This is a genomic window from Nocardiopsis sp. YSL2, from assembly GCF_030555055.1.
GTDB lineage: Bacteria > Actinomycetota > Actinomycetes > Streptosporangiales > Streptosporangiaceae > Nocardiopsis.
The window spans coordinates 5,716,227-5,733,938 of the sequence record NZ_JAMOAO010000001.1; the positions used below are offsets into that span (position 1 = coordinate 5,716,227).

Consider the following 17,712-nt stretch of genomic DNA (forward strand, 5'->3'; position numbering starts at 1 on the left):
CGCCGACGGATCGGCCGGGGGCGCGGTCCACAGGCGCGGCCGCACCCTGGCGGCGGGCCCGCCTGGTGGGTACAACTGAAGGAGAAGCGCTCCACCTTCACCGAACCAGGAGTTGGTCATGGCATTAGCGATGGGCGCGTTCTTGATGGTCCTCATGGTGACGATGGCGTTGTTCCTCGTCCTGGCGGCGGGATCCGCGGGCCGACAGTCGGAACCGGACCGCCCGCGTCCCTTCCGCACACAGCACGACGGCGCGCCCGGAACGGATCTGGACGCGGCGCAAGAGGAGCTGAGGCTCAGATACGCCCGGGGCGAGGTCGACCGCGAGGAGTTCCTCCAACGCAAGATCGACCTGGAGCGCTGAGCCCGCGCGTTCAGCCCTGCATCTCCTCCAGGGTCTTGCCGCGTGTCTCGCGCACGAATCGCCACACGAAGAAGAACGACAGCAGGGCGAACATCGCGTACAAGGTGTACGCCCCGCTCAGGTTCCAGTCGCGCAGGCTCGGGAAGCTCACCGTGATCAGCCAGTTGGTGATCCACTGGGTGGCGGTGGCCACGGCCATGGCGGCGGCACGGATCCGCAGCGGGAACATCTCACCCAGCAGCACCCACACCACCACACCCCACGACAGGGCGAAGAACAGCACGAACGAACTGGCGGAGATCAGGGCCACCACGCCCCAACCGAACGACAGGGATGCCTCGTCGCCCACCACCACGGCGTTGCTGAACGCGTAGGCGGTCAGGCCCAGGGACACGGTCATTCCGGCCGATCCGACCAGCAGCAGGGGCTTGCGACCGATCCGGTCCACCAGGGCGATCGCGATGATCGTGCCCACGATGTTGACCACGGAGGTGAACAGGCTCAGCAGCAGCGAGTCGCTCTCGGCCACGCCGACGGACTGCCACAGCGAGCTGGAGTAGTAGAAGATCACGTTGATGCCGACCAGCTGCTGGAAGGCGGAGATCGCCATGCCGATCCACACGATGGGCAGCAGACCGAAGCGGCCCGTCAGGTCGCGCAGCCGCGGACGCCGTTCCGTGCCCAGGGCTTCGTGGATCTCGGCGATACGCCGGTCCACGTGGGCGCGGCCGCCGCCCTCCACCTCCGCCAGGATGCGGCGTGCCTGGTCCGTGCGCCCCACCCGCACCAGGAACCGGGGTGACTCGGGGATGGTCAGGCTCAACCCGATGTAGAGCAGCGCGGGCAGAACCTCGATGCCGAGCATCCACTGCCAGGCCTGGAGCGGGCCGATGCCGTTCTGGGCACTGCCGCCCGCGCTCTGGGCCACGGTGTAGTTGACCAGCTGCGACATGGCGATGCCGAGGACGATCGCGAGCTGTTGCAGCGCGGCCAGCCGCCCGCGGAAGGCCGCCGGTGAGACCTCGGCGATGTAGGTCGGCGCGATCACCGACGCCATACCGATGGCCACACCGCCCAGGACCCGCCAGAACGTCAGGTCCCATACCGAGAACGGCAGCGCGGAGCCGATGGCGCTCACCGCGAACAGCAGACCCGCGATCTGCATGACGCGGATACGGCCGAGCCGGTCGGCCAGGGAGCCGGCGGTGGCGGCGCCCAGGGCGCTGCCCAGCAGTGCGGCGGCGACCGTGAACCCGAGCGTGGCCGGTCCCACCTCGAACCGCTGCTGGATCGCGTCCACGGCGCCGTTGATCACGGCGCTGTCGTAGCCGAAGAGGAAGCCGCCCATCGCCGCGGCGGCGGCGATCAGCGTCACGTGGACGATGTTGGCCTCCCCCTCGACGGAGGAGCCCGTCGCCTTCTTGTCTGGGTCGCTCACCTTGCTGCCCCCTCCCGGGCACGCACCTGCGGGCGCGCCACGGCTCCAGCGTGCGGGGGAAGCGGGCCGAGGGCCCACCGCGCAACGCCCGCGGGGCCAAGTCCACAACGATCGTTGACCCGTCGCTGGCCTTGCCGGCCGAGTGGCCTGCGCATACCGGCCGGCCGCGCGGGCCGACCCCCGGCGAGGCCCTCGCGACAACGGGCCCGTACAAGGGTTGGGCCGCGATTTTTGGCGGGTTGCAGGGCTGTGCTCGATCGGTTCTGCCGCCAGGATCATCACCGTGACGACATTCCAGCCCCTGGCCGAGAAGGCCCTGCGACGTCAGCTTCCCACCCGTGCCGAACTCCTCGCAGTCCTCTCCAGCTCGGACGACGACCTGATGGACCTGGTCGCCGCCGTGTTCAAGGTCCGGCTGCGCTACTTCGGCCGCCGGGTGAAACTCAACTACCTGGTGAACATGAAGAGCGGGCTCTGCCCGGAGGACTGCTTCTACTGCTCACAGCGCCTGGGTTCCGAAGCGGAGATCGTCAAGTACACCTGGCTCAAGCCCGACGAGACGGCCAAGGCCGTGTCCGCGGGGGTCGAGGCGGGCGCCTCGCGCGTGTGCCTGGTCGCAAGCGGCCGCGGCCCCACGAACCGCGACGTGGACCGGCTCGCGCCCACCATCTCCGACATCAAGGAGCAGCACCCCGGAGTGGAGGTGTGCGCCTGCCTGGGCCTGCTCTCCCAGGGACAGGCGGACCGGCTGCGCGAGGCGGGCGCCGACGCCTACAACCACAACCTCAACACCTCCGAGGAACGCTACGCCGACATCTGCACCACGCACGAGTTCGCCGACCGGGTGGACACCGTGGAGCAGGCCAAGCACGCCGGCCTCTCCCCCTGCTCGGGTCTGATCGCGGGCATGAAGGAGAGCGATGACGACCTCGTGGACGCCCTGTACGCGTTGCGCGATCTGGAACCGGACTCGGTGCCCGTCAACTTCCTCATGCCCTTCGACGGCACGCCGCTGGAGGGCACCTGGGAGCTGACCCCGCAGCGCTGCCTGCGCATCCTGGCCGCCACCCGGCTGGTCTTTCCCGACGTGGAGGTGCGCCTGGCGGGCGGTCGCGAGATCCACCTGCGCTCGCTGCAGCCCCTGGCCCTGCACGTGGTCAACTCGCTCTTCCTCGGCGACTACCTCACCAGTGAGGGCCAGGCGGGCAGCGCCGACCGGGAGATGATCGAGGACGCCGGGTTCGAGATCCAGAGCGCGGGAGAGCCCACGCTCCCCAAGGAGCGCCACGACCTGCTCAAAGCGCGCCGACGGGGCGCTGGGACCGCTCTTCCGCCCAACGCCTGACCGCCGACGCGCCGCCCGCACGTCCGGGACGCGCCGCCGCGTGGTACGCGCGGCGGCGCCGGTTCACGAACGCTGGGCGGGCTGCTGGTCCGCACCGTTCCAGATGGGCAGCTGCTGGTAGTACTGGGCCTGTTCGGCGGCCAGAGCGTCCTCCTGGCGGTCGCGCACGCACTTGGCCAGCGTGAAGGTCGCGGTGATCACGAACAGCACGCTCATCCCGAGGAAGGCGCGCATCCACAGGTCGACGGGGAGGTAGACGATGCCCACGGCGACGCCGATGGTCGAGACGGCGAAGGCGAGGACCGACTGCAGGAAGTACTGGGCGGTGGTCCGGGTCTGGGGAGTGGGGATGCTCATGGGCCCATCCTCGCCCGTCCTGGCCCCGCGCGCCTGAGTACACCTACTCAACTGCGGACCGGGTCGACCCGACCCGTCCGCGCCCCGACAGCGCCAGGGCGATCTGCGGGAAGAGCAGGACCGAGAGCATGCCGGCGCCCACCAGGGCCGCGGCGTGCGCGCTGTCCATGTCCCCGGCCTGGGTGCCGATGGTGGTGAGCACGACCAGGATCGGCAGCGCCGTGGCGGAGAAGAGCGCGAGCGCCGGGCCTTGGCGGCCCGGGAGGCCGCCGCGCGAGAACAGCCAGACCGGCAGGCCGCGCACGAGCAGGAACAGCACCAGGAACAGCGGAACGGTCAGGATCGCCCCCACCTCGGACAGCAGGGCGTCCAGGTCGAAGCGCACCCCGGTGACCACGAAGAACACCGGGATGAAGAATCCGTAGGACACCGCGGTCAGCCGTTTCTCGACCTCCTCGGCCTCCCCCGGATGGTTGTTGGCCAGCATCAGGCGCACGATCATGCCCGCGGCGAAGGCGCCCAGCACCGTGTCCAGGCCCAGGATCGACGCCACCCAGAGCATGAAGACCACGACCAGCAGGCACAGGCGGACCGCCACCTGGGCGCTGGTCCCCAGCGTGGCCCGCACGAGCCGCTGGAGTCGCGGGTAGGTGCGCGCCCCCATACGCCAGGCGGCGAAGCCGGCGACCGCGAAGAACGCCAGGAGCAGGAGCGAGCCGGTCAGCGGTCGGTATCCGCTGAGCAGCAGGGCGATCACCACGATCGGTGCGAACTCGCCGACGGTTCCGGCGGCCAGGACCCGGTCGCCGAGCGGTGTGCCCAGCACACCGGAGTCGCGCACGATCGGCAGGATGGTCCCCAGCGCGGTCGTGGTCATGGCCAGACCGATCAGCAGGACGGTCTGCGTCCCGTCGACCAACAGCCAGGCCACCGCCAGTCCCAGGGCCAGGGAGCACAGCCACGCGCCGGCCGCCCGTTTGAGAGGCCCGCCCGACACGCGTGCCGGGTCGATCTCGTATCCGGCCATGAACATCAGCAGGGCCAGGCCCATGCTCGACGTCGCGGTGATGATGTCGTTCTCCTGCACCAGTCCGGTGCCGGAGGGCCCCAACACGATGCCCAGGCCGATCTCCAGTACCACGCCGGGCAGGATCACCCACCGCGCCGCCGCGTCCGCGACCAGCGGTGCCACCACCGCGGCCACGAGCACCAGCAGCAGTGTCGTCAGACTCGCCGAGAGCTCCTGCTCCACCCGTTCCCGCCCTTCTCAGCGGCTCCCTGCCGCACATGGTGATCATGACCGATGGGCGGTGTGGCGCGGTGGAGCCTCGCCCGGCACGGGTCGCGGACGCCCTGGCGCCGCAGCCCGCGCTTGCGTCCACGACCCCGCTCACCCGGGACGGCCCGGCGGGGCGCACCCGTGCGGCCCGCCCCGGGTGAGGGCCTACGCCTGCCGGGCGCCGCCGTCCGACCCGGCGCGGGTGAGCAGTTCCTGGGCGTCGGCCATGTCCTCCGGGGTGGGCGCGTCGTCCTGGGTCAGTGCCCGGCGCCAGTACCCGGTGAAGTCGATGGCGGCCTTGCCGATGCCCCGTTCCCCGACCATGTGGCGGCGCAGGCCGCGAACCATCCCCGCCTCACCGCCGATCCACACCCCCACGCGCTCCGTCGGCAGGTCGGCGGCGCGGACCTCCTCCAGCAGCCGCTGCCCGTGCGGGGCTCCCCCGCGGTGCACCCAGCGCAGGTCCACGCGCTCGGGATCGGGCAGGGGCTGTTCCTCCGCCGCGTCGGCGATCTCGACGACCGCGGTGGCGGCGGTGTCCTCGGGGAGGGCCTCCAACAGGGTGCCGATGGCCGGGAGCGCACTCTCGTCGCCGAGCAGGACCACGTGGTCGGGCCCGTGGAGGTCGACGGGGACGGCGAACATGTCCGAGGGGCCGAACATGCCCAGGACCGCGCCGGGGCGCACGTCCTGGGCCCACCGGGTGGCGGGGCCGGAGTCACCGTGCACGACGAAGTCGATGTCGAGCGTGCCCCGCGCGGGGTCGTGGCCCCGGACAGTGAAGCTGCGCATCCAGGGGCGCTCGTCCTCGGGGATGGCGTTGTAGGCCTCGTACCAGCGCATGACGTCGCCGTCGGGGCGGGGCAGGACCGGGCGCTCCTGGCCCGGTCGTGGGAAGTAGAGCTTCACCTGGCGGTCGGGGCCCGACAGCGCGGCTCCGCCCAGGCCGTCTCCCGTGAAGGTCACGCGCACCATGCGCGGTGTGATCCGGTGTGAGGAAGCCACGCGAAGGTAGCGGACCGGCAGTTCCTGGCTCACCAAAACTCCTCATTATAGAAGTCCTGCCACGTGTTCTCAAGGGCAGAACTAGAGTTCTAGCAAGCAACTTCGCGGAAATGTCAAATCGGATCAGGCGAATTGTGGCGTGATCTACATTACATTTTCCCTGCGGAAAGGGCGGATTCCTTCCCCGGGCGGTCCGGGCGGAACAGGGCCAGGTCCAGTCCCACGTCCTCCCCCAGTGCCAGCCGGGCCGCCACGAGCCCCTGGTAGGGGCCGAACGTCAGCCCTTCCGATCCCAGCCCGGTGGCCACCACCACACCCGGTAGCCGGTCGACGGTGCCCAGCAACTGCTGTCCGTCGTGCGTGCCCGGACGGAATCCCACCCGGGTCTCCACCACGGTGGCCTCGCTCAGGCCGGGCAGGACCTCCACCGCGGTCGCGAGGTTGTGCAGCAGGCCCGACGCGGTCACCCGACGGTCGAACCCCGCGTCCGGTTCCACCGTGCCGCCCGTGACGACCCGGTCCGGTCCGAACGCGGACACGAAGTAGCCGCGCTCACCGAAGCGCACCACCGGCCAGGCACGGGTGTCCGTGCCGGGCAGGGCGAAGTGCGTCATCTGCCCGCGCACCGGGAAGACCGGCAACTCCACCCCGGCCACGGCCAGCAGGCGCGCCGACCAGGCGCCGGCCGCCACGACCACCACCGGCGCCTCCAGCTCCTCCGCTCCCACGTGTACGCCCGTCACCCGGTGCCCGTTCCACACCAGGCGCGCGTCGCCCTTGTAGTAGCGCAGGCCGCGCTCCTCGGCCGCGTTGAACAGGGCGGCCCTGGCCGAACGGCCGTTCAGGCGGGCCATCCCCTCGATGTACACACCGCCGTAGGGTTCCGGAACCAGCGGGAAGCGCACGCGCGGCTCCCCCGGCGCCAGGCGCTCCACCCGGCCCATCGTCGCGAACTCCGGGCGCTCGGCCAAGGTGCTCATCAGGTCGTACCCGGCGTCGTCGCCCTCCCGGTCCACCGACATCCCGCCGACCACCTCATAGCCGGGGGCCTGGCCGTCCTCGGCGAGCTCGGCCATCAGGCGCGGGTAGTGCTCGGCCGCCCGCGCCTTGAAGTCCCACACCGGCGGCGCGTCCCACGGCAAGGGCCAGGGGAAGACGACTCCCGTCCCGGCTCCGGTGGCCTGGCCGGTGTGCGACGCGTCCACCAGCGCCGTGGACACGCCCTTGCGCGCCAGGTGGAACGCCGCGCTCACCCCTACGATCCCGCCGCCGACCACGATCACGTCCATGCCACCACCCTGCCCCGGCCGGGCCCCGGGAACAAGCCGGACGACCCGCGTGCCGTAACCGGGAACCGGGTAGGGAGTGGCGATACGTTGTGCACTTCCCACACCCCGCCCCTGGAGGTCGCGTGGACGGATACACCTACTACGGGGTCGCGCTGATGCGTCGGCCCGGCCCCGCTCTGGACCAGGGCATCGTGACCCACATCCCCCGGTCCCCGGTCGATCCCGTGCTGGCCGCACGGCAGTACGCGATCTACCAGGAGACGGTCGCCTCGGCCGGTTGGCGGGTGTACGAGGTGGATCCGGCGCCCGAGCACCCCGACGCGGTGTTCGTGGAGGACACCCTGGTGGTGTGCGAGGGCCTGGCGGTCGTGACCCGGCCCGGGGCCGGCGAGCGGCGCGGGGAAGTCGCCGGGGCGGAGGCGGCCGCCCGTGCCCTGGGCCTGCGGGTGGAGCACGTCACCGCACCGGGCACTCTGGAGGGCGGCGACGTGCTCCAGGTGGGCGCGTCCGTCTACGTGGGCCTCGGCGGTCGCACCAACGCCGCGGGCGCCGACCAGCTCGAAGCGCTCCTGGCCCCGCTGGGCCGCAAGGTGGAGCGGGTCGCCCTGCGCGAGGTCCTGCATCTGAAGTCGGCGGTGACCGCGCTGCCCGACGGCACCCTGATCGGCCTTCCGGAGCTGGTGGACAGCGGCGTGCTGCCACCGATGCGCCGGGCGCCGGAGGAGGGCGGCGCCCACGTGCTCCCGCTGGGCGGACGGGACGTCCTGGTCAGCGCGTCCGCGCCCGGGACCATCCACGAACTCACCGCCGAGCACTGGCGCGTGCTGCCGGTGGACATCTCCGAGTTCGAGAAGCTGGAGGCGTGCGTGACCTGCCTGAGCGTGCTGGTCCCCGACCTCGGCGACCGCGGCTGAGCGCCGTCGGGGCCGCTCTCGGCGGCGGCCCCGACGGATCAGGTCCCCGACGCAGTTCCGCGAGGAACTCGCGCACGTCCGCCACCAGCAGGTCGGCGCCGCCGTCGCACTCCTGCGCGGGTGAAGGACACTGGCTGTCCTCCACCCCTGTCAGACTGCGGTGCATGAAAGCGACCTCGGCACGCCTGCTGCGCCTGTTGTCCCTGCTCCAGACCCGGAAGGACTGGCCCGGGGCCGAGCTCTCCGACCGGCTGGAGGTCAGCCCGCGCACCGTGCGCCGCGACGTGGACCGGCTGCGCGAACTCGGCTACCCCATCCGGGCCACGATGGGCACCGGGGGCGGCTACCAGCTGGGGGCGGGGGCCACCCTGCCCCCGCTGCTCCTGGACGACGAGGAGGCCGTCGCGGTCGCCGTGGGCCTGCGCACGGCCGCGCAGGGCGGGGTGTCGGGGATCGAGGAGACCTCCGTGCGCGCCCTGGCCAAGCTCCTGCAGGTGCTTCCCTCGCGACTGCGCCGCCGCGTGGACGCCGTGGGATCGTTCACGGTCCCCATGCCCAGCGGCGGGCCCACGGTCGACTCCGACACCCTGACCCTGGTCGCCTCGGCCTGCCGGGACAGCGAGGTCCTGCGCTTCGACTACGAGAGCTCAGACGGCACCGCCTCCCGCCGGATCGTGGAACCGCACCGGCTCGTCGCACGGGGCCGGCGCTGGTACCTGGTGGCGTGGGACACCGCCCGCGACGACTGGCGGACCTTCCGCGTGGACCGGATGGAGCCGCTCGCGCTCACGGGTCCGCGCGTGCCTCCCCGCGACCCGCCCGAACAGGGGGTGGCGACGTACCTGGCCGAGCGGATGAACGTGCACATGTGGCCGCACAGGGCGCGGGTGCGGCTGTTCGTGCCCGCGCGGGAGGCCCAGCGCAGGATCGGGTCGGGCTACGGGCGCGTCGAGCCGGTCGACGAGCACTCGTGCGTGCTGCTGTGCGCCGGGGACTCCCTGTTCTACATGGCCTGCTACCTGGGCATGCTCGACATGGACATGGAGGTCGAGGAGCCCGGGGAGCTGCGCGAGCACATGGCCCGCCTGTCCACCCGCTTCCAGCGCGCCGCCGAGGGCGACTGACGTACGGATCCGCAGCCGGGCCTCGGTGGGGTCGGTGCCGATGGGGCGGGGCCGCTCGATCTTGAGGCGGCCGTGGTGGATACCGGTCGGCACGTGGCACTTCTTCGCCGGATCCAGCCCGTACGCGTGGACGACGGGAGCAGCCACCGGGCCCCTCCGTTCGGGCGAAGTCCACTCCATGGGCCACGCGAGGCGCTACGTTGGGGAGTCATTCAGTTCCAAAGAGTGACGTTAGTTGGTGTGCACGTGCCCAGCCCGACCCGACTCCAGTACCCGGACCTGCACGATCTCAGTTCTCCCCCCGTCATCAGTGACCTCTGCGCCGGGTACCGCCTCGCCCGGTGGGACTCCCCCGCCGATCTGGCCCCCGGCTGCCGCGACCGCCTCCACCACATCCTGCGCGACCTGGCCGCCCGCGCCTTCGCCGCCGACCACTCCGGCTACTGGCGCGGCCGTGTCGACGCGGGCTTCTTCGACCAGATCTCCACACTGGCCCTCATCCTGGGCCCCGACGGCGCTCCCGTGGGCTGGGGCGGCTACCACCGCCGCCGTTTCGCCGGCCGCCGCGCCCTGTACCTGGACGCCGCCGGTGTCGTCCCCGCCCACCGACGCTTCGGCCTCTCCGCCGCCCTCATGAGCCACTTCCTGTCCCGGGAGGTCCTCACACACCCGCTCTCCCCCACCTACGTGGTGCTGCGCACCCGCCACCCCGCCGTCTACTCGGCCTGGCGCGACGGACTGGGGCGGAACCGCGTCCACCCGCACCGCGACCGGCCCCTCCCCGTTCGGATCCGACGCCTGGCGGGGGACGCGGCCGCGTGGCTGGGCGACGGGCCGCGCCTGGACCCCGACACCCTGCTCGTGCGCGACGCCTACCGCATGTTCGACGGCGACATCTACGGCGTGCGGCCCCGCAGCGGGGACGAGCGTCTGGACGCGTACTTCGAACGCGAGATCGGCCCCAAGGACGCCCTGCTCGTGGTGGCGCGGATCAGCGTGCCCGCCCTGGCCCGGGTCCTGGTGGGCCGGGCACTGGCACGGCGGCGGTCGGCGGGCCGCCCTCCGTCGGGAGGGCGGCCCCGGATCGCGACGCGCGACGACGGCGTGCGCCGCAGCGTGCCCACCGGCGCCGGGGCGGGCGGGATCATCCCAGGGGGACGGCCTTGACGGTGGGCGCGCTGTAGACCAGCCCTCCCACGTCGCGGACCTGGTCCATCAGCCGGGCCAGGTGCAGGCTCTCCGCCCAGGGCATGTCCGGGCTCTGCCGTTCACCGGCGGCCAGGCAGCGGGCGACCTCGTCGGCCTCGAACTCGTAGCCGTTGGCGCGGAACGGCTCGTGCAGCGGTTCGGGTTCATGGCCGTCGCGGTGCAGGACGGCCTCGGTGCCGGCCCAGAACGTCGGCATCTCGATCCACCCCCGAGACCCGGCCAGCACGGCCCGGTTGGGCAGGGTACGGCGCGAGGCGCACGACACACTGGCGGTGCCGCCGTTCTGTCCGCGCAGCAGCACCGTGGTCTGGACGTCGACCATCCGGTCGGGCGAGAGCTCACGGGTGGCGCCCACCACGGTCAGCTCGCCCAGGAAGTGCGAGGCCAGCGCCAGCGGGTACACGCCCAGGTCCAGCAGCGCGCCGCCTCCGAGGTCGGCGTTGAAGAGCCGGTGGTCGGGGTCGTAGGGGGCGTTGAAGCCGAACTCGGCCGAGATCCACCCCACCTCGCCGAGGGCGCCGTCGGCGACCAGGTCGCGCACCCGCCGGTAGAGCGGCAGGTAGCGCGTCCACATCGCCTCCATGAGGAAGCGGTCGTTGTCGCGGGCCGCCTCGACCATCTGCGACACCTGGAGGGCGTTCATCGCCATGGGCTTCTCGACCAGCACGTGCTTGCCGGCCTTCAGGCACAGCAGTGCGGCCTCCTGGTGCCAGGGGTGGGGCGTGGCGATGTAGACGACGTCCACGTCGGGGCTGTGCGCCAGCTCCTCGTAGCTGCCGTACCGGCCGGGCACGTCCCAGGCGTCGGCGAACTCCTCGGCCCGTTCCAGGGTCCGCGAACCCACCGCGACGGCGCGCGACGAGGAGGAGGCCCGCAGGCCTTCGAGGAAGGAGTGGGCGATTCCGCCGGTGCCGAGCACGCCCCAGCGCGGTCCACCGTTGTCATGTGTCATGGAGGCATCCTAAAAAGACGGTCATCTCGGGGTCGAGGCGGACCCGGTCCTCGGTTTCCGGCCCCTTGGACCGTACGGTGTCGGGGAAGACGCGAATGCCGCACGCGCGGGTCACCGAAGGAGGAGGAATGTCGGACACGCTCGCCCAGAGAATGGGAGTGCAGCCCGGCGACCGGCTGCTCGTCCTCAACGCGCCCGAACGCTACCTGCGGCTGCTCGACCCTCCGGCCGACATCCACATCGACCTCGGCCCCATCGAGGGCGCCGAGTACGACGACATCCACCTGTTCGCCCTGGACCGGGGGACGGTCGACCGCGAGACCCCTCGCGTGTGGGAGATCATGGGCCCGCGCACCCGTCTGTGGATCTGCTACCCCCAGCGCGGCGGCACCATCATCACCGACCTGGCCGCGGACAAGGGCTGGGACCTGCTCGTCGACGCCGGCTGGCGCAGCACCGTCCAGGTACCGATCGACTCGGACTGGGCGGCACTGCGCTTCGAGCGCGGCTGAAGCGTGATCCGCGGCTGCGGGTTCCGGGACGCCGCCCGGGGCCGATCGGCCACGCCCGAGTGTCCATCCGCGAACCCATCGCCCATGGCACCGCAGCGAGAACGAAGCCCGTCGCCGGTCCCCTGCGGCCCGGCGTCGTGCGGATCTGGAGAACACCGGTGTGGGGCCGTCCGGAGACGGCCCCACAGCGAGGATCTGGAGAACACCGGTGTGGGGCCGTCCGGAGACGGCCCCACAGCGATTCGGATCCGAGTGCCCCGCCACGGTGGCCGTCAGTCCACCGTGAGGGAACCGCTGACGGAGTTCGCGTCGATGTGCGATGCCGCGTCAGGTGAGGTGTCCACTCCGAGGGAGCGGTCGCCGGAGACGGACTCGCCGGTGATCCGGTACGTGCCGTCGGGGACCTCCACGTCGCTGCTGCCGCTGACGGTCTCCAAGGAGAGCAGGTCGAAGGCGTCCTCGGTGGTGACCGCGATGCTTCCCGAGGTCGTGGACACCTCCGCCGTCGTGAATCCCCCGCCCACGGACACGGAGCCGCTCGTGGACTCGGCCTCGACCACGTCCGCGCTGAACTCCGACAGGTCGAGCCTGCCCGAGACCGTGGACACGTCCAGGCTCGCGCCGGAGCCCTCGGCGGTGACGGACCCGCTGGTGGTCTCGACGTCCACCGCCCCCTCCACACCGGCCAGGTCCACCGCGCCGGCGGTCGACTCCACCGTCACGTCCCCGGCATTGCCGTCCACGTTCACGTTCCCGCTGGTGGTGGACAGGTCGAGTACGCCGTCGACGTTGCTGACGGTGATCGGTCCGCTGCGGGTCTCGACGGAGACGGCCGTGCCCTCGGGGATCGCGATCGTGTAGTCCACCTCGCACTGGCCGATGAACGGGACCCCCTCGCAGTGGGCCTGCACGTTCACCCTCCCCTCGTCCTCCTCCACCTCGTCCACGGGCTCCTTCAGGGGAGAGCCGTGCATCTGCCGTTCCAGGACCATCTCCGGGCCGGCCCCGCCGGTGACCTCCACCGCGCCGTCGGTCTCGTTCTCGATCTCCACCGCGGAGGGCGCGTCGAAGGTCTCGACCTGGCTCCCGCGGTCCAGGCCCACCCGGCCCAGGACCGAGACGGCCGTCATCACGCCCACGGCGGCCACGAGGACCAGCCCCAGGACCAGCCACAGCCCCACGCGCGAGCGGCGGGGCTCCTTGCTCGACGAGGCGTACAGGCCCCGTGCCTTGAAAGTCACGTCGTTCCTCTCCCGAAGGCTCGCGCCTCCTGACTGGTCGTCGGTCACGGCTGGTCGGAGCCGCGCAGATAGCGCAGGACCGCCTGGACCCTGCGGTGGTCGTGGTCGTCCTGGCCGAGGTCGAGCTTGGTGAAGATGGAGCGGATGTGCTTCTCCACGGCCCGTTCGGTGACCGTGAGCCGCGCCGCGATGCCCGCGTTGTTCAGCCCTTCGGCCATGACCTCCAGGACTTCGGCCTCGCGGGGCGAGAGCCGCTCCAGGGCGCTGTCGCGGCGGCGGCTGAGCAGCTGCGTGACCACCTCGGGGTCGATCGCGGCGCCGCCTCCGGCCACCCGCTTGAGCACGGCCAGGAACTCGTCGATGTCGGCCACGCGGTCCTTGAGCAGGTAGCCGACCTTCGTGGACCCCCCGCCCAGCAGTTCGGCGGCGTAGCGGCTCACCACGTGCTGGGACAGCAGCAGGACGGCCACCTCGGGGTGCTCCCGGCGGATCCGCACGCCCGCCTGGATGCCCTCCTCGGAGAACGTGGGCGGCATCCGGATGTCGACCAGGCACAGGTCGACGTCGGGGTGCTCCTCCACGGACTTCAGCAGGGCGTCGGCGTCGCCGACCTGGTCGACGATCTCGACCCCCGAGTCCTCCAGCAGCCGCGCCATGCCGCTGCGCAGCAGGACCGAGTCCTCGGCGATGATGACGCGCGGTCCGGCCGCGTCCTCCTGCGTGCTCGACACGCTGTGCACGGTCATGCCTCCCATGGGATGTCTGCGGTCAGGACGGTTCCGCCGCCCGCCGGGCTATGGACCCTCAGGGTGCCGTCGACGGCGTCGAGACGGTCCCACAGCCCGTACAGGCCGGTGCCCGTCTCGGGGTCGGCGCCGCCCACACCGTCGTCGGTGACGGTGAGGCGCAGCAGGTCACGGCTCCCGCGGGCGGAACCGCGCACCCGCTCGACGGCGACGGTCACCTCTTCGGCCCGCGCGTGCTTGGCGACGTTGTTGAGCGCCTCGCACACGGCGTAGTAGGCGACGGCCTCGGCGCGCGGGGAGGGCCGCTCCTGCAGGTCGATGTCGACCCGCACGGGGACGGGTGCGCGCCCGGCCGCCACCGGCAGGGCCGAGGCCAGCCCGTGGTCGGTCAGGACCCGGGGGTGCAGGCCGCGTGCGACCTGGCGCAGTTCGTCCATGACCTCCTTGGACTCCTGCTGCGCCTCGGTGATCAGCTCCAGTGCCCGGTCGGGGTCGGAGGCCACGCGTGCGCGGGCCCGGGTCAACGTCATGGACAGGGCCAGCAGGCGCTGTTGTGCGCCGTCGTGGAGGTCGCGCTCGATTCGGGTGCGCTCGGCCTCGGCGGCGTCGACCATCCGCAGCCGGCTGCTCTGGAGGTGCATCAGGCGGCGGCGCACGCGTACCTCGGGCGCGTCGAACAGCAGCACCCGGTGGAGCAGGACCTCGGTGGCGACCAGGTACGGCGTCAGGCGCAGCCCCACCAGGGCGGCGAGCACGCCAGCCACGACCAGGCCCAGCGGGCCGGCGAGGTCGGCCGGGCTGCCCAGGAGGAGGACGAACGCGATGCCGAACAGGGCCGCGGCGGCGGACGCCGCACCGCACACGACCAGCACCACGACCAGGCCGCCGGCCAGGAGGCCGTGCAGGCCCGCGATCGTGGTGTAGGCGACCATGGACCAGGCGTCGCGGCCGAACACGAACCGCCAGGCGCGCAGCAGCGGGGTGTCGTCGGCCAGGGGGTCGGGTGCGCCGCTCTCCACGATGCCGAACACCGTGCCCAGCCGTCTGCGCTGCACCGTGCAGCCCAGCCTGGCCAACAGGGTGGCCAGCGGCGGCAGGAGGATGACGAAGACGACCGCGTCCACCAGGAGCTCGTACCACTCTCGGGCGGGCGTGACCTCCTGCCAGGGCGTGACGATCGTGAGGCCGACCCACGTCGCCGACACCACCAGGACGAGGCCCGGCACCAGGTAGAACAGTGCCAGGGCCAGGGAGGTCATGAGGTGCAGCACCTCGATCGAGCGCGCCTTCCACGTGGGACCATGGTCCATGGTCACCCGGGGCAGGCCGGAGACGAGCCGCGGGAGGAACCTTCCCCCCGCGCCCCGCACGCCGTCTCCGGTGTTCTGTTCGGTCACGCGTCCAATCTAGGATTTCTCGGCCCCGCGGAACGAGGCCATCAACACGAGAAGTCGTGGTGGTGCGAGCACTACCGGGTCCTGGCGTGCGGGAACGAGGGAGGTGGCGGCCATGGAGGCGGCGGGAGTGCCGGTGCGGCCGGTCCTGGACGATGTGGGCCGGATCAACCCGTTCTTCCACGTGGTGGCCACCCGGGCCGGGGAGCCCGGGTGGCGCCCGGTGGACGGTTGCACCGCGGAGGAGGCGGGCAGGCGGGTGGCGGACGTGCGCGGACGCCTGGCCCGGGTGGCGGGCGGTGATCCCGCCGTTGTCGAGTGGCGGGTGGCCGCCTCGCTGTTCCACCAGGGTCTGGTCACCCGGCTGCTGTCGCCGGTGCTGGCCGCCGGGCTGTGCCACGGCGTCCTGGTCGACGCGCGCGCCTTCGACTGGCGCACGGACGGGGCCGAGCTCTCGACCGGGCAGCGGAGGGCCGCGCGTGTGAGCGGGGGCGCGGCGGGTGTGGCGGACTGGATCCAGGAGAGCGTGGTCACGGGGGCGGCGGCCCGCGTGGCGGAGGCACTGGCCGAGGCCGGACGGGTGGCACCGGGACTGCTGTGGGGGAACGCGGCCGCGGCGCTGGCCGGGGCGGTCCGAGCCCTGGGTTCGGCCCGCCCCGGGGTACGGGCGGCCGCCGAGTCGGTGGCCCGCGACCTGCTCTCCCGGCCCGCCCTGGCGGGCACCGCCGGCTACCGGGGCGTGGACGCCGAAGGGCTCGCGGTGTTCCGGCGCACCACGTGCTGCCTGTACTACCGGTTGCCCGGTGGCGGCCTGTGCGGCGACTGCGCTCTGCGGGACTGAGCGGGGCACCGGGCGCCGACCCCTTGGTCCGGCCGACAGCCCGTTCTCTCGGTCATCCGTGGACACCCTCGCCGGACGGATCCGGGGGCCGGGGCGCAGCGTCCGGCACGGCGAGAATGCGTCTCACATTATGAGAATCGAATCTCAGAAAGAGAGACAAGGGTGTATCGTCGCAGACGTCGGAAGACGCGACCCCCAACGACGAGGACGGACCCCATGTCCCGGTACACGCACGGCCAGCACCGATCGGTGACCGATTCCTACCGCTGGCGCAACGCGGAGAACTCCGCCGCCTACGTGCTGGACGAGATGGTGCCCGGCCGTTCCCTGCTCGATGTGGGCTGCGGCCCCGGCAGTATCACCGCCGACCTGGCCGCCCGTGTGGCCCCCGGCCCCGTCACGGCGGTGGACGCCTCCCCCGAGGCCGTCGAGCTGGCCCGCGAGACCGCCCGGCAGGCGGGCAACGGCGCCATCGACTTCCGGGTCGCCGACGTGCACGACCTGGACCTGCCCGACGACACCTTCGACATCGTGCACGCCCACCAGGTCCTGCAGCACGTGGCCGATCCGGTGCGGGCGCTGACCGAGATGCGCAGGGTCGCGGCCCCCGGCGGGATCGTCGCCGCCTGCGACAGCGACTACTCGGCCATGTACTGGTACCCGCTGCTGCCGGAGATCCAGGAGTGGATGGACCTGTACCAGAGGGTCGCCCGTGCCAACGGCGGGGAGCCCGACGCCGGCCGCCGCATGGTCGCCTGGGCCCGCCAGGCCGGTTTCACCGACGTGACCTACACGTTGGAGGTGTGGAGCCACTCCGCTCCGGACCGCCGGGCCTGGTGGGGGCAGATGTGGGCCAAGCGCATCCTGGAGTCGGACATGGGCCGCCAGGCCGTCGCCGAGGGCTTCGCCACCCGCGAGGACCTGGAGCGCATCTCGGCCGGGTGGACCACCTGGAGCAACGACCCCGACGGTGTGTTCGCGGTACCGCGCGGCGCGGTCGTGTGCCGCCTCTGAGGGGGTGGGGCCTCCTGTGCGGGGAGGCCCCACGGGTTCAGCCGCGCCTACGGGCGCGCAGGACGGCGTCGCGCATGGCGATCTCCCGTCCGTCCGCGACGGTGACCGTGCGCGGCCTGGCCGCGGCGGTGACCACCTCCCACTCCTCCGGGTCCAGCGCGTCCGCCATCTCCTCGGCCGTGACGTGGGCGCCGGTCACCCCGGCGTGCGGGGCCTCGGAGTGCCGGTCCGACGGATGGTGGCCGACCACCACCAGTGTTCCGCCCGGCACGACCAGCGATCCCAGCCGGCGGTACAGCTCCTGAGGCGGACCCTGCGGGTGCGCGTAGTGCGTGCACACCAGGTCGAACCGCTCCTGCGGCGTCCACTCCGTCAGGTCGGCCTGGACCCAGTCGATCCGGTCGGTGACGTCGCCGTCCAGATGCGCTGCGTTGCGGCGCGCACGCTCCAGTGCGCCCGCGGCGATGTCCACCGCGGTCACACGCCAGCCGTGGGAGGCCAGCCAAACGGCCTCGGCCCCTTCTCCCGCCCCCGCGTCCAAGGCCGTGCCGGGGGCGAGCTCCCCCGTCTCGGCCACCAACTGCGGGTTGGGCGGCCTCCCCTGGGAGACATGGCCGTGGCCGTGACCCTGGTAGCGCTGCTCCCAGTAGGCGCGGCTGAACTCCTCGGGCATCTCGATCCCCTCTCC

At 72.2% G+C, this 17,712-nt stretch carries 18 protein-coding genes; 8 read left to right on the plus strand and 10 right to left on the minus strand.

Going from position 1 to position 17,712, the window contains the following annotated elements; genetic code table 11:
* Positions 1–118: 118 nt before the first annotated feature.
* Complete coding sequence (locus M1P99_RS25245) at positions 119–364, plus strand: SHOCT domain-containing protein (RefSeq protein ID WP_304455073.1); 246 nt, start codon at positions 119–121, stop codon at positions 362–364.
* A gap of 10 nt (positions 365–374) precedes the next feature.
* On the opposite strand, the gene M1P99_RS25250 is transcribed toward M1P99_RS25245, so the two are convergent.
* Positions 375–1,739 carry a sugar porter family MFS transporter gene (locus tag M1P99_RS25250; protein WP_304455827.1) on the minus strand — a complete coding sequence of 455 codons (1,365 nt, stop codon included), beginning with the start codon at positions 1,737–1,739 and terminating at the stop codon, positions 375–377.
* A 346-nt stretch (positions 1,740–2,085) separates the two neighbouring features.
* Here M1P99_RS25250 and bioB point away from each other — a divergent pair, with 346 nt between their 5' ends.
* The gene (gene bioB, locus M1P99_RS25255) at positions 2,086–3,147 is read left to right on the plus strand and encodes a biotin synthase BioB (protein WP_304455074.1); all 1,062 of its coding nucleotides are present in this window, start codon (positions 2,086–2,088) and stop codon (positions 3,145–3,147) included.
* 63 nt (positions 3,148–3,210) lie between these two features.
* Here bioB and M1P99_RS25260 read toward each other — a convergent pair whose 3' ends face one another.
* The 4 genes from M1P99_RS25260 to M1P99_RS25275 all read right to left on the minus strand — a co-directional run bounded on the left by M1P99_RS25260 (position 3,211) and on the right by M1P99_RS25275 (position 7,077).
* The gene (locus M1P99_RS25260) at positions 3,211–3,504 is read right to left on the minus strand and encodes a YiaA/YiaB family inner membrane protein (RefSeq protein WP_304455075.1); all 294 of its coding nucleotides are present in this window, start codon (positions 3,502–3,504) and stop codon (positions 3,211–3,213) included.
* Between the two features lie 43 nt (positions 3,505–3,547).
* Positions 3,548–4,756 carry a cation:proton antiporter gene (locus tag M1P99_RS25265; protein WP_304455076.1) on the minus strand — a complete coding sequence of 403 codons (1,209 nt, stop codon included), beginning with the start codon at positions 4,754–4,756 and terminating at the stop codon, positions 3,548–3,550.
* 192 nt (positions 4,757–4,948) lie between these two features.
* On the minus strand, positions 4,949–5,821 hold the full coding sequence (locus tag M1P99_RS25270; RefSeq protein WP_304455077.1) for a siderophore-interacting protein: 873 nt from the start codon (positions 5,819–5,821) through the stop codon (positions 4,949–4,951).
* A gap of 116 nt (positions 5,822–5,937) precedes the next feature.
* On the minus strand, positions 5,938–7,077 hold the full coding sequence (locus tag M1P99_RS25275; protein ID WP_304455078.1) for an FAD-binding oxidoreductase: 1,140 nt from the start codon (positions 7,075–7,077) through the stop codon (positions 5,938–5,940).
* A 122-nt stretch (positions 7,078–7,199) separates the two neighbouring features.
* Here M1P99_RS25275 and ddaH point away from each other — a divergent pair, with 122 nt between their 5' ends.
* From ddaH to M1P99_RS25290, 3 genes are all read left to right on the plus strand, one after another.
* Positions 7,200–7,991 carry a dimethylargininase gene (gene ddaH, locus M1P99_RS25280; RefSeq protein ID WP_304455079.1) on the plus strand — a complete coding sequence of 264 codons (792 nt, stop codon included), beginning with the start codon at positions 7,200–7,202 and terminating at the stop codon, positions 7,989–7,991.
* 164 nt (positions 7,992–8,155) lie between these two features.
* Positions 8,156–9,115, plus strand: a complete 960-nt coding sequence (locus M1P99_RS25285) for a YafY family protein (RefSeq protein ID WP_304455080.1) — start codon at positions 8,156–8,158, stop codon at positions 9,113–9,115.
* A gap of 246 nt (positions 9,116–9,361) precedes the next feature.
* The gene (locus M1P99_RS25290; RefSeq protein ID WP_304455081.1) at positions 9,362–10,282 is read left to right on the plus strand and encodes a GNAT family N-acetyltransferase; all 921 of its coding nucleotides are present in this window, start codon (positions 9,362–9,364) and stop codon (positions 10,280–10,282) included.
* Here the strand turns inward: M1P99_RS25290 and M1P99_RS25295 are convergent.
* On the minus strand, positions 10,260–11,276 hold the full coding sequence (locus M1P99_RS25295; RefSeq protein ID WP_304455082.1) for a Gfo/Idh/MocA family protein: 1,017 nt from the start codon (positions 11,274–11,276) through the stop codon (positions 10,260–10,262). The genes M1P99_RS25290 and M1P99_RS25295 overlap by 23 nt on opposite strands.
* 128 nt (positions 11,277–11,404) lie before the next feature.
* On the opposite strand from M1P99_RS25295, the gene M1P99_RS25300 reads away from it, so the two are divergent.
* Positions 11,405–11,788 carry a hypothetical protein gene (locus tag M1P99_RS25300; RefSeq protein WP_304455083.1) on the plus strand — a complete coding sequence of 128 codons (384 nt, stop codon included), beginning with the start codon at positions 11,405–11,407 and terminating at the stop codon, positions 11,786–11,788.
* A 272-nt stretch (positions 11,789–12,060) separates the two neighbouring features.
* Here the strand turns inward: M1P99_RS25300 and M1P99_RS25305 are convergent, their stop codons facing one another.
* From M1P99_RS25305 to M1P99_RS25315, 3 genes are read right to left on the minus strand one after another with little or no spacing between them, the layout of a single operon-like run.
* Positions 12,061–13,029, minus strand: a complete 969-nt coding sequence (locus tag M1P99_RS25305) for a DUF4097 family beta strand repeat-containing protein (protein ID WP_304455084.1) — start codon at positions 13,027–13,029, stop codon at positions 12,061–12,063.
* A 44-nt stretch (positions 13,030–13,073) separates the two neighbouring features.
* Positions 13,074–13,784: a response regulator transcription factor gene (locus M1P99_RS25310; RefSeq protein WP_304455085.1), complete on the minus strand. Its 711-nt coding sequence runs from the start codon at positions 13,782–13,784 to the stop codon at positions 13,074–13,076.
* Entirely contained in the window at positions 13,772–15,085 is a 1,314-nt protein-coding gene (locus M1P99_RS25315) for a sensor histidine kinase (protein WP_304455828.1), read from the minus strand. Before M1P99_RS25315 ends, M1P99_RS25310 begins: the two co-directional genes overlap by 13 nt.
* Positions 15,086–15,284: 199 nt before the next feature.
* On the opposite strand from M1P99_RS25315, the gene M1P99_RS25320 reads away from it, so the two are divergent.
* Together M1P99_RS25320 and M1P99_RS25325 are read left to right on the plus strand one after the other, a co-directional pair.
* Positions 15,285–16,010, plus strand: coding sequence for a (2Fe-2S)-binding protein (locus tag M1P99_RS25320; protein WP_304455086.1), 726 nt, complete (start codon positions 15,285–15,287; stop codon positions 16,008–16,010).
* A 216-nt stretch (positions 16,011–16,226) separates the two neighbouring features.
* Entirely contained in the window at positions 16,227–17,024 is a 798-nt protein-coding gene (locus tag M1P99_RS25325; protein WP_304455087.1) for a class I SAM-dependent methyltransferase, read from the plus strand.
* Positions 17,025–17,061: 37 nt separating this feature from the next.
* Here the strand turns inward: M1P99_RS25325 and M1P99_RS25330 are convergent, their stop codons facing one another.
* On the minus strand, positions 17,062–17,697 hold the full coding sequence (locus M1P99_RS25330) for a bifunctional 2-polyprenyl-6-hydroxyphenol methylase/3-demethylubiquinol 3-O-methyltransferase UbiG (RefSeq protein ID WP_304455088.1): 636 nt from the start codon (positions 17,695–17,697) through the stop codon (positions 17,062–17,064).
* Positions 17,698–17,712 lie beyond the last annotated feature (15 nt).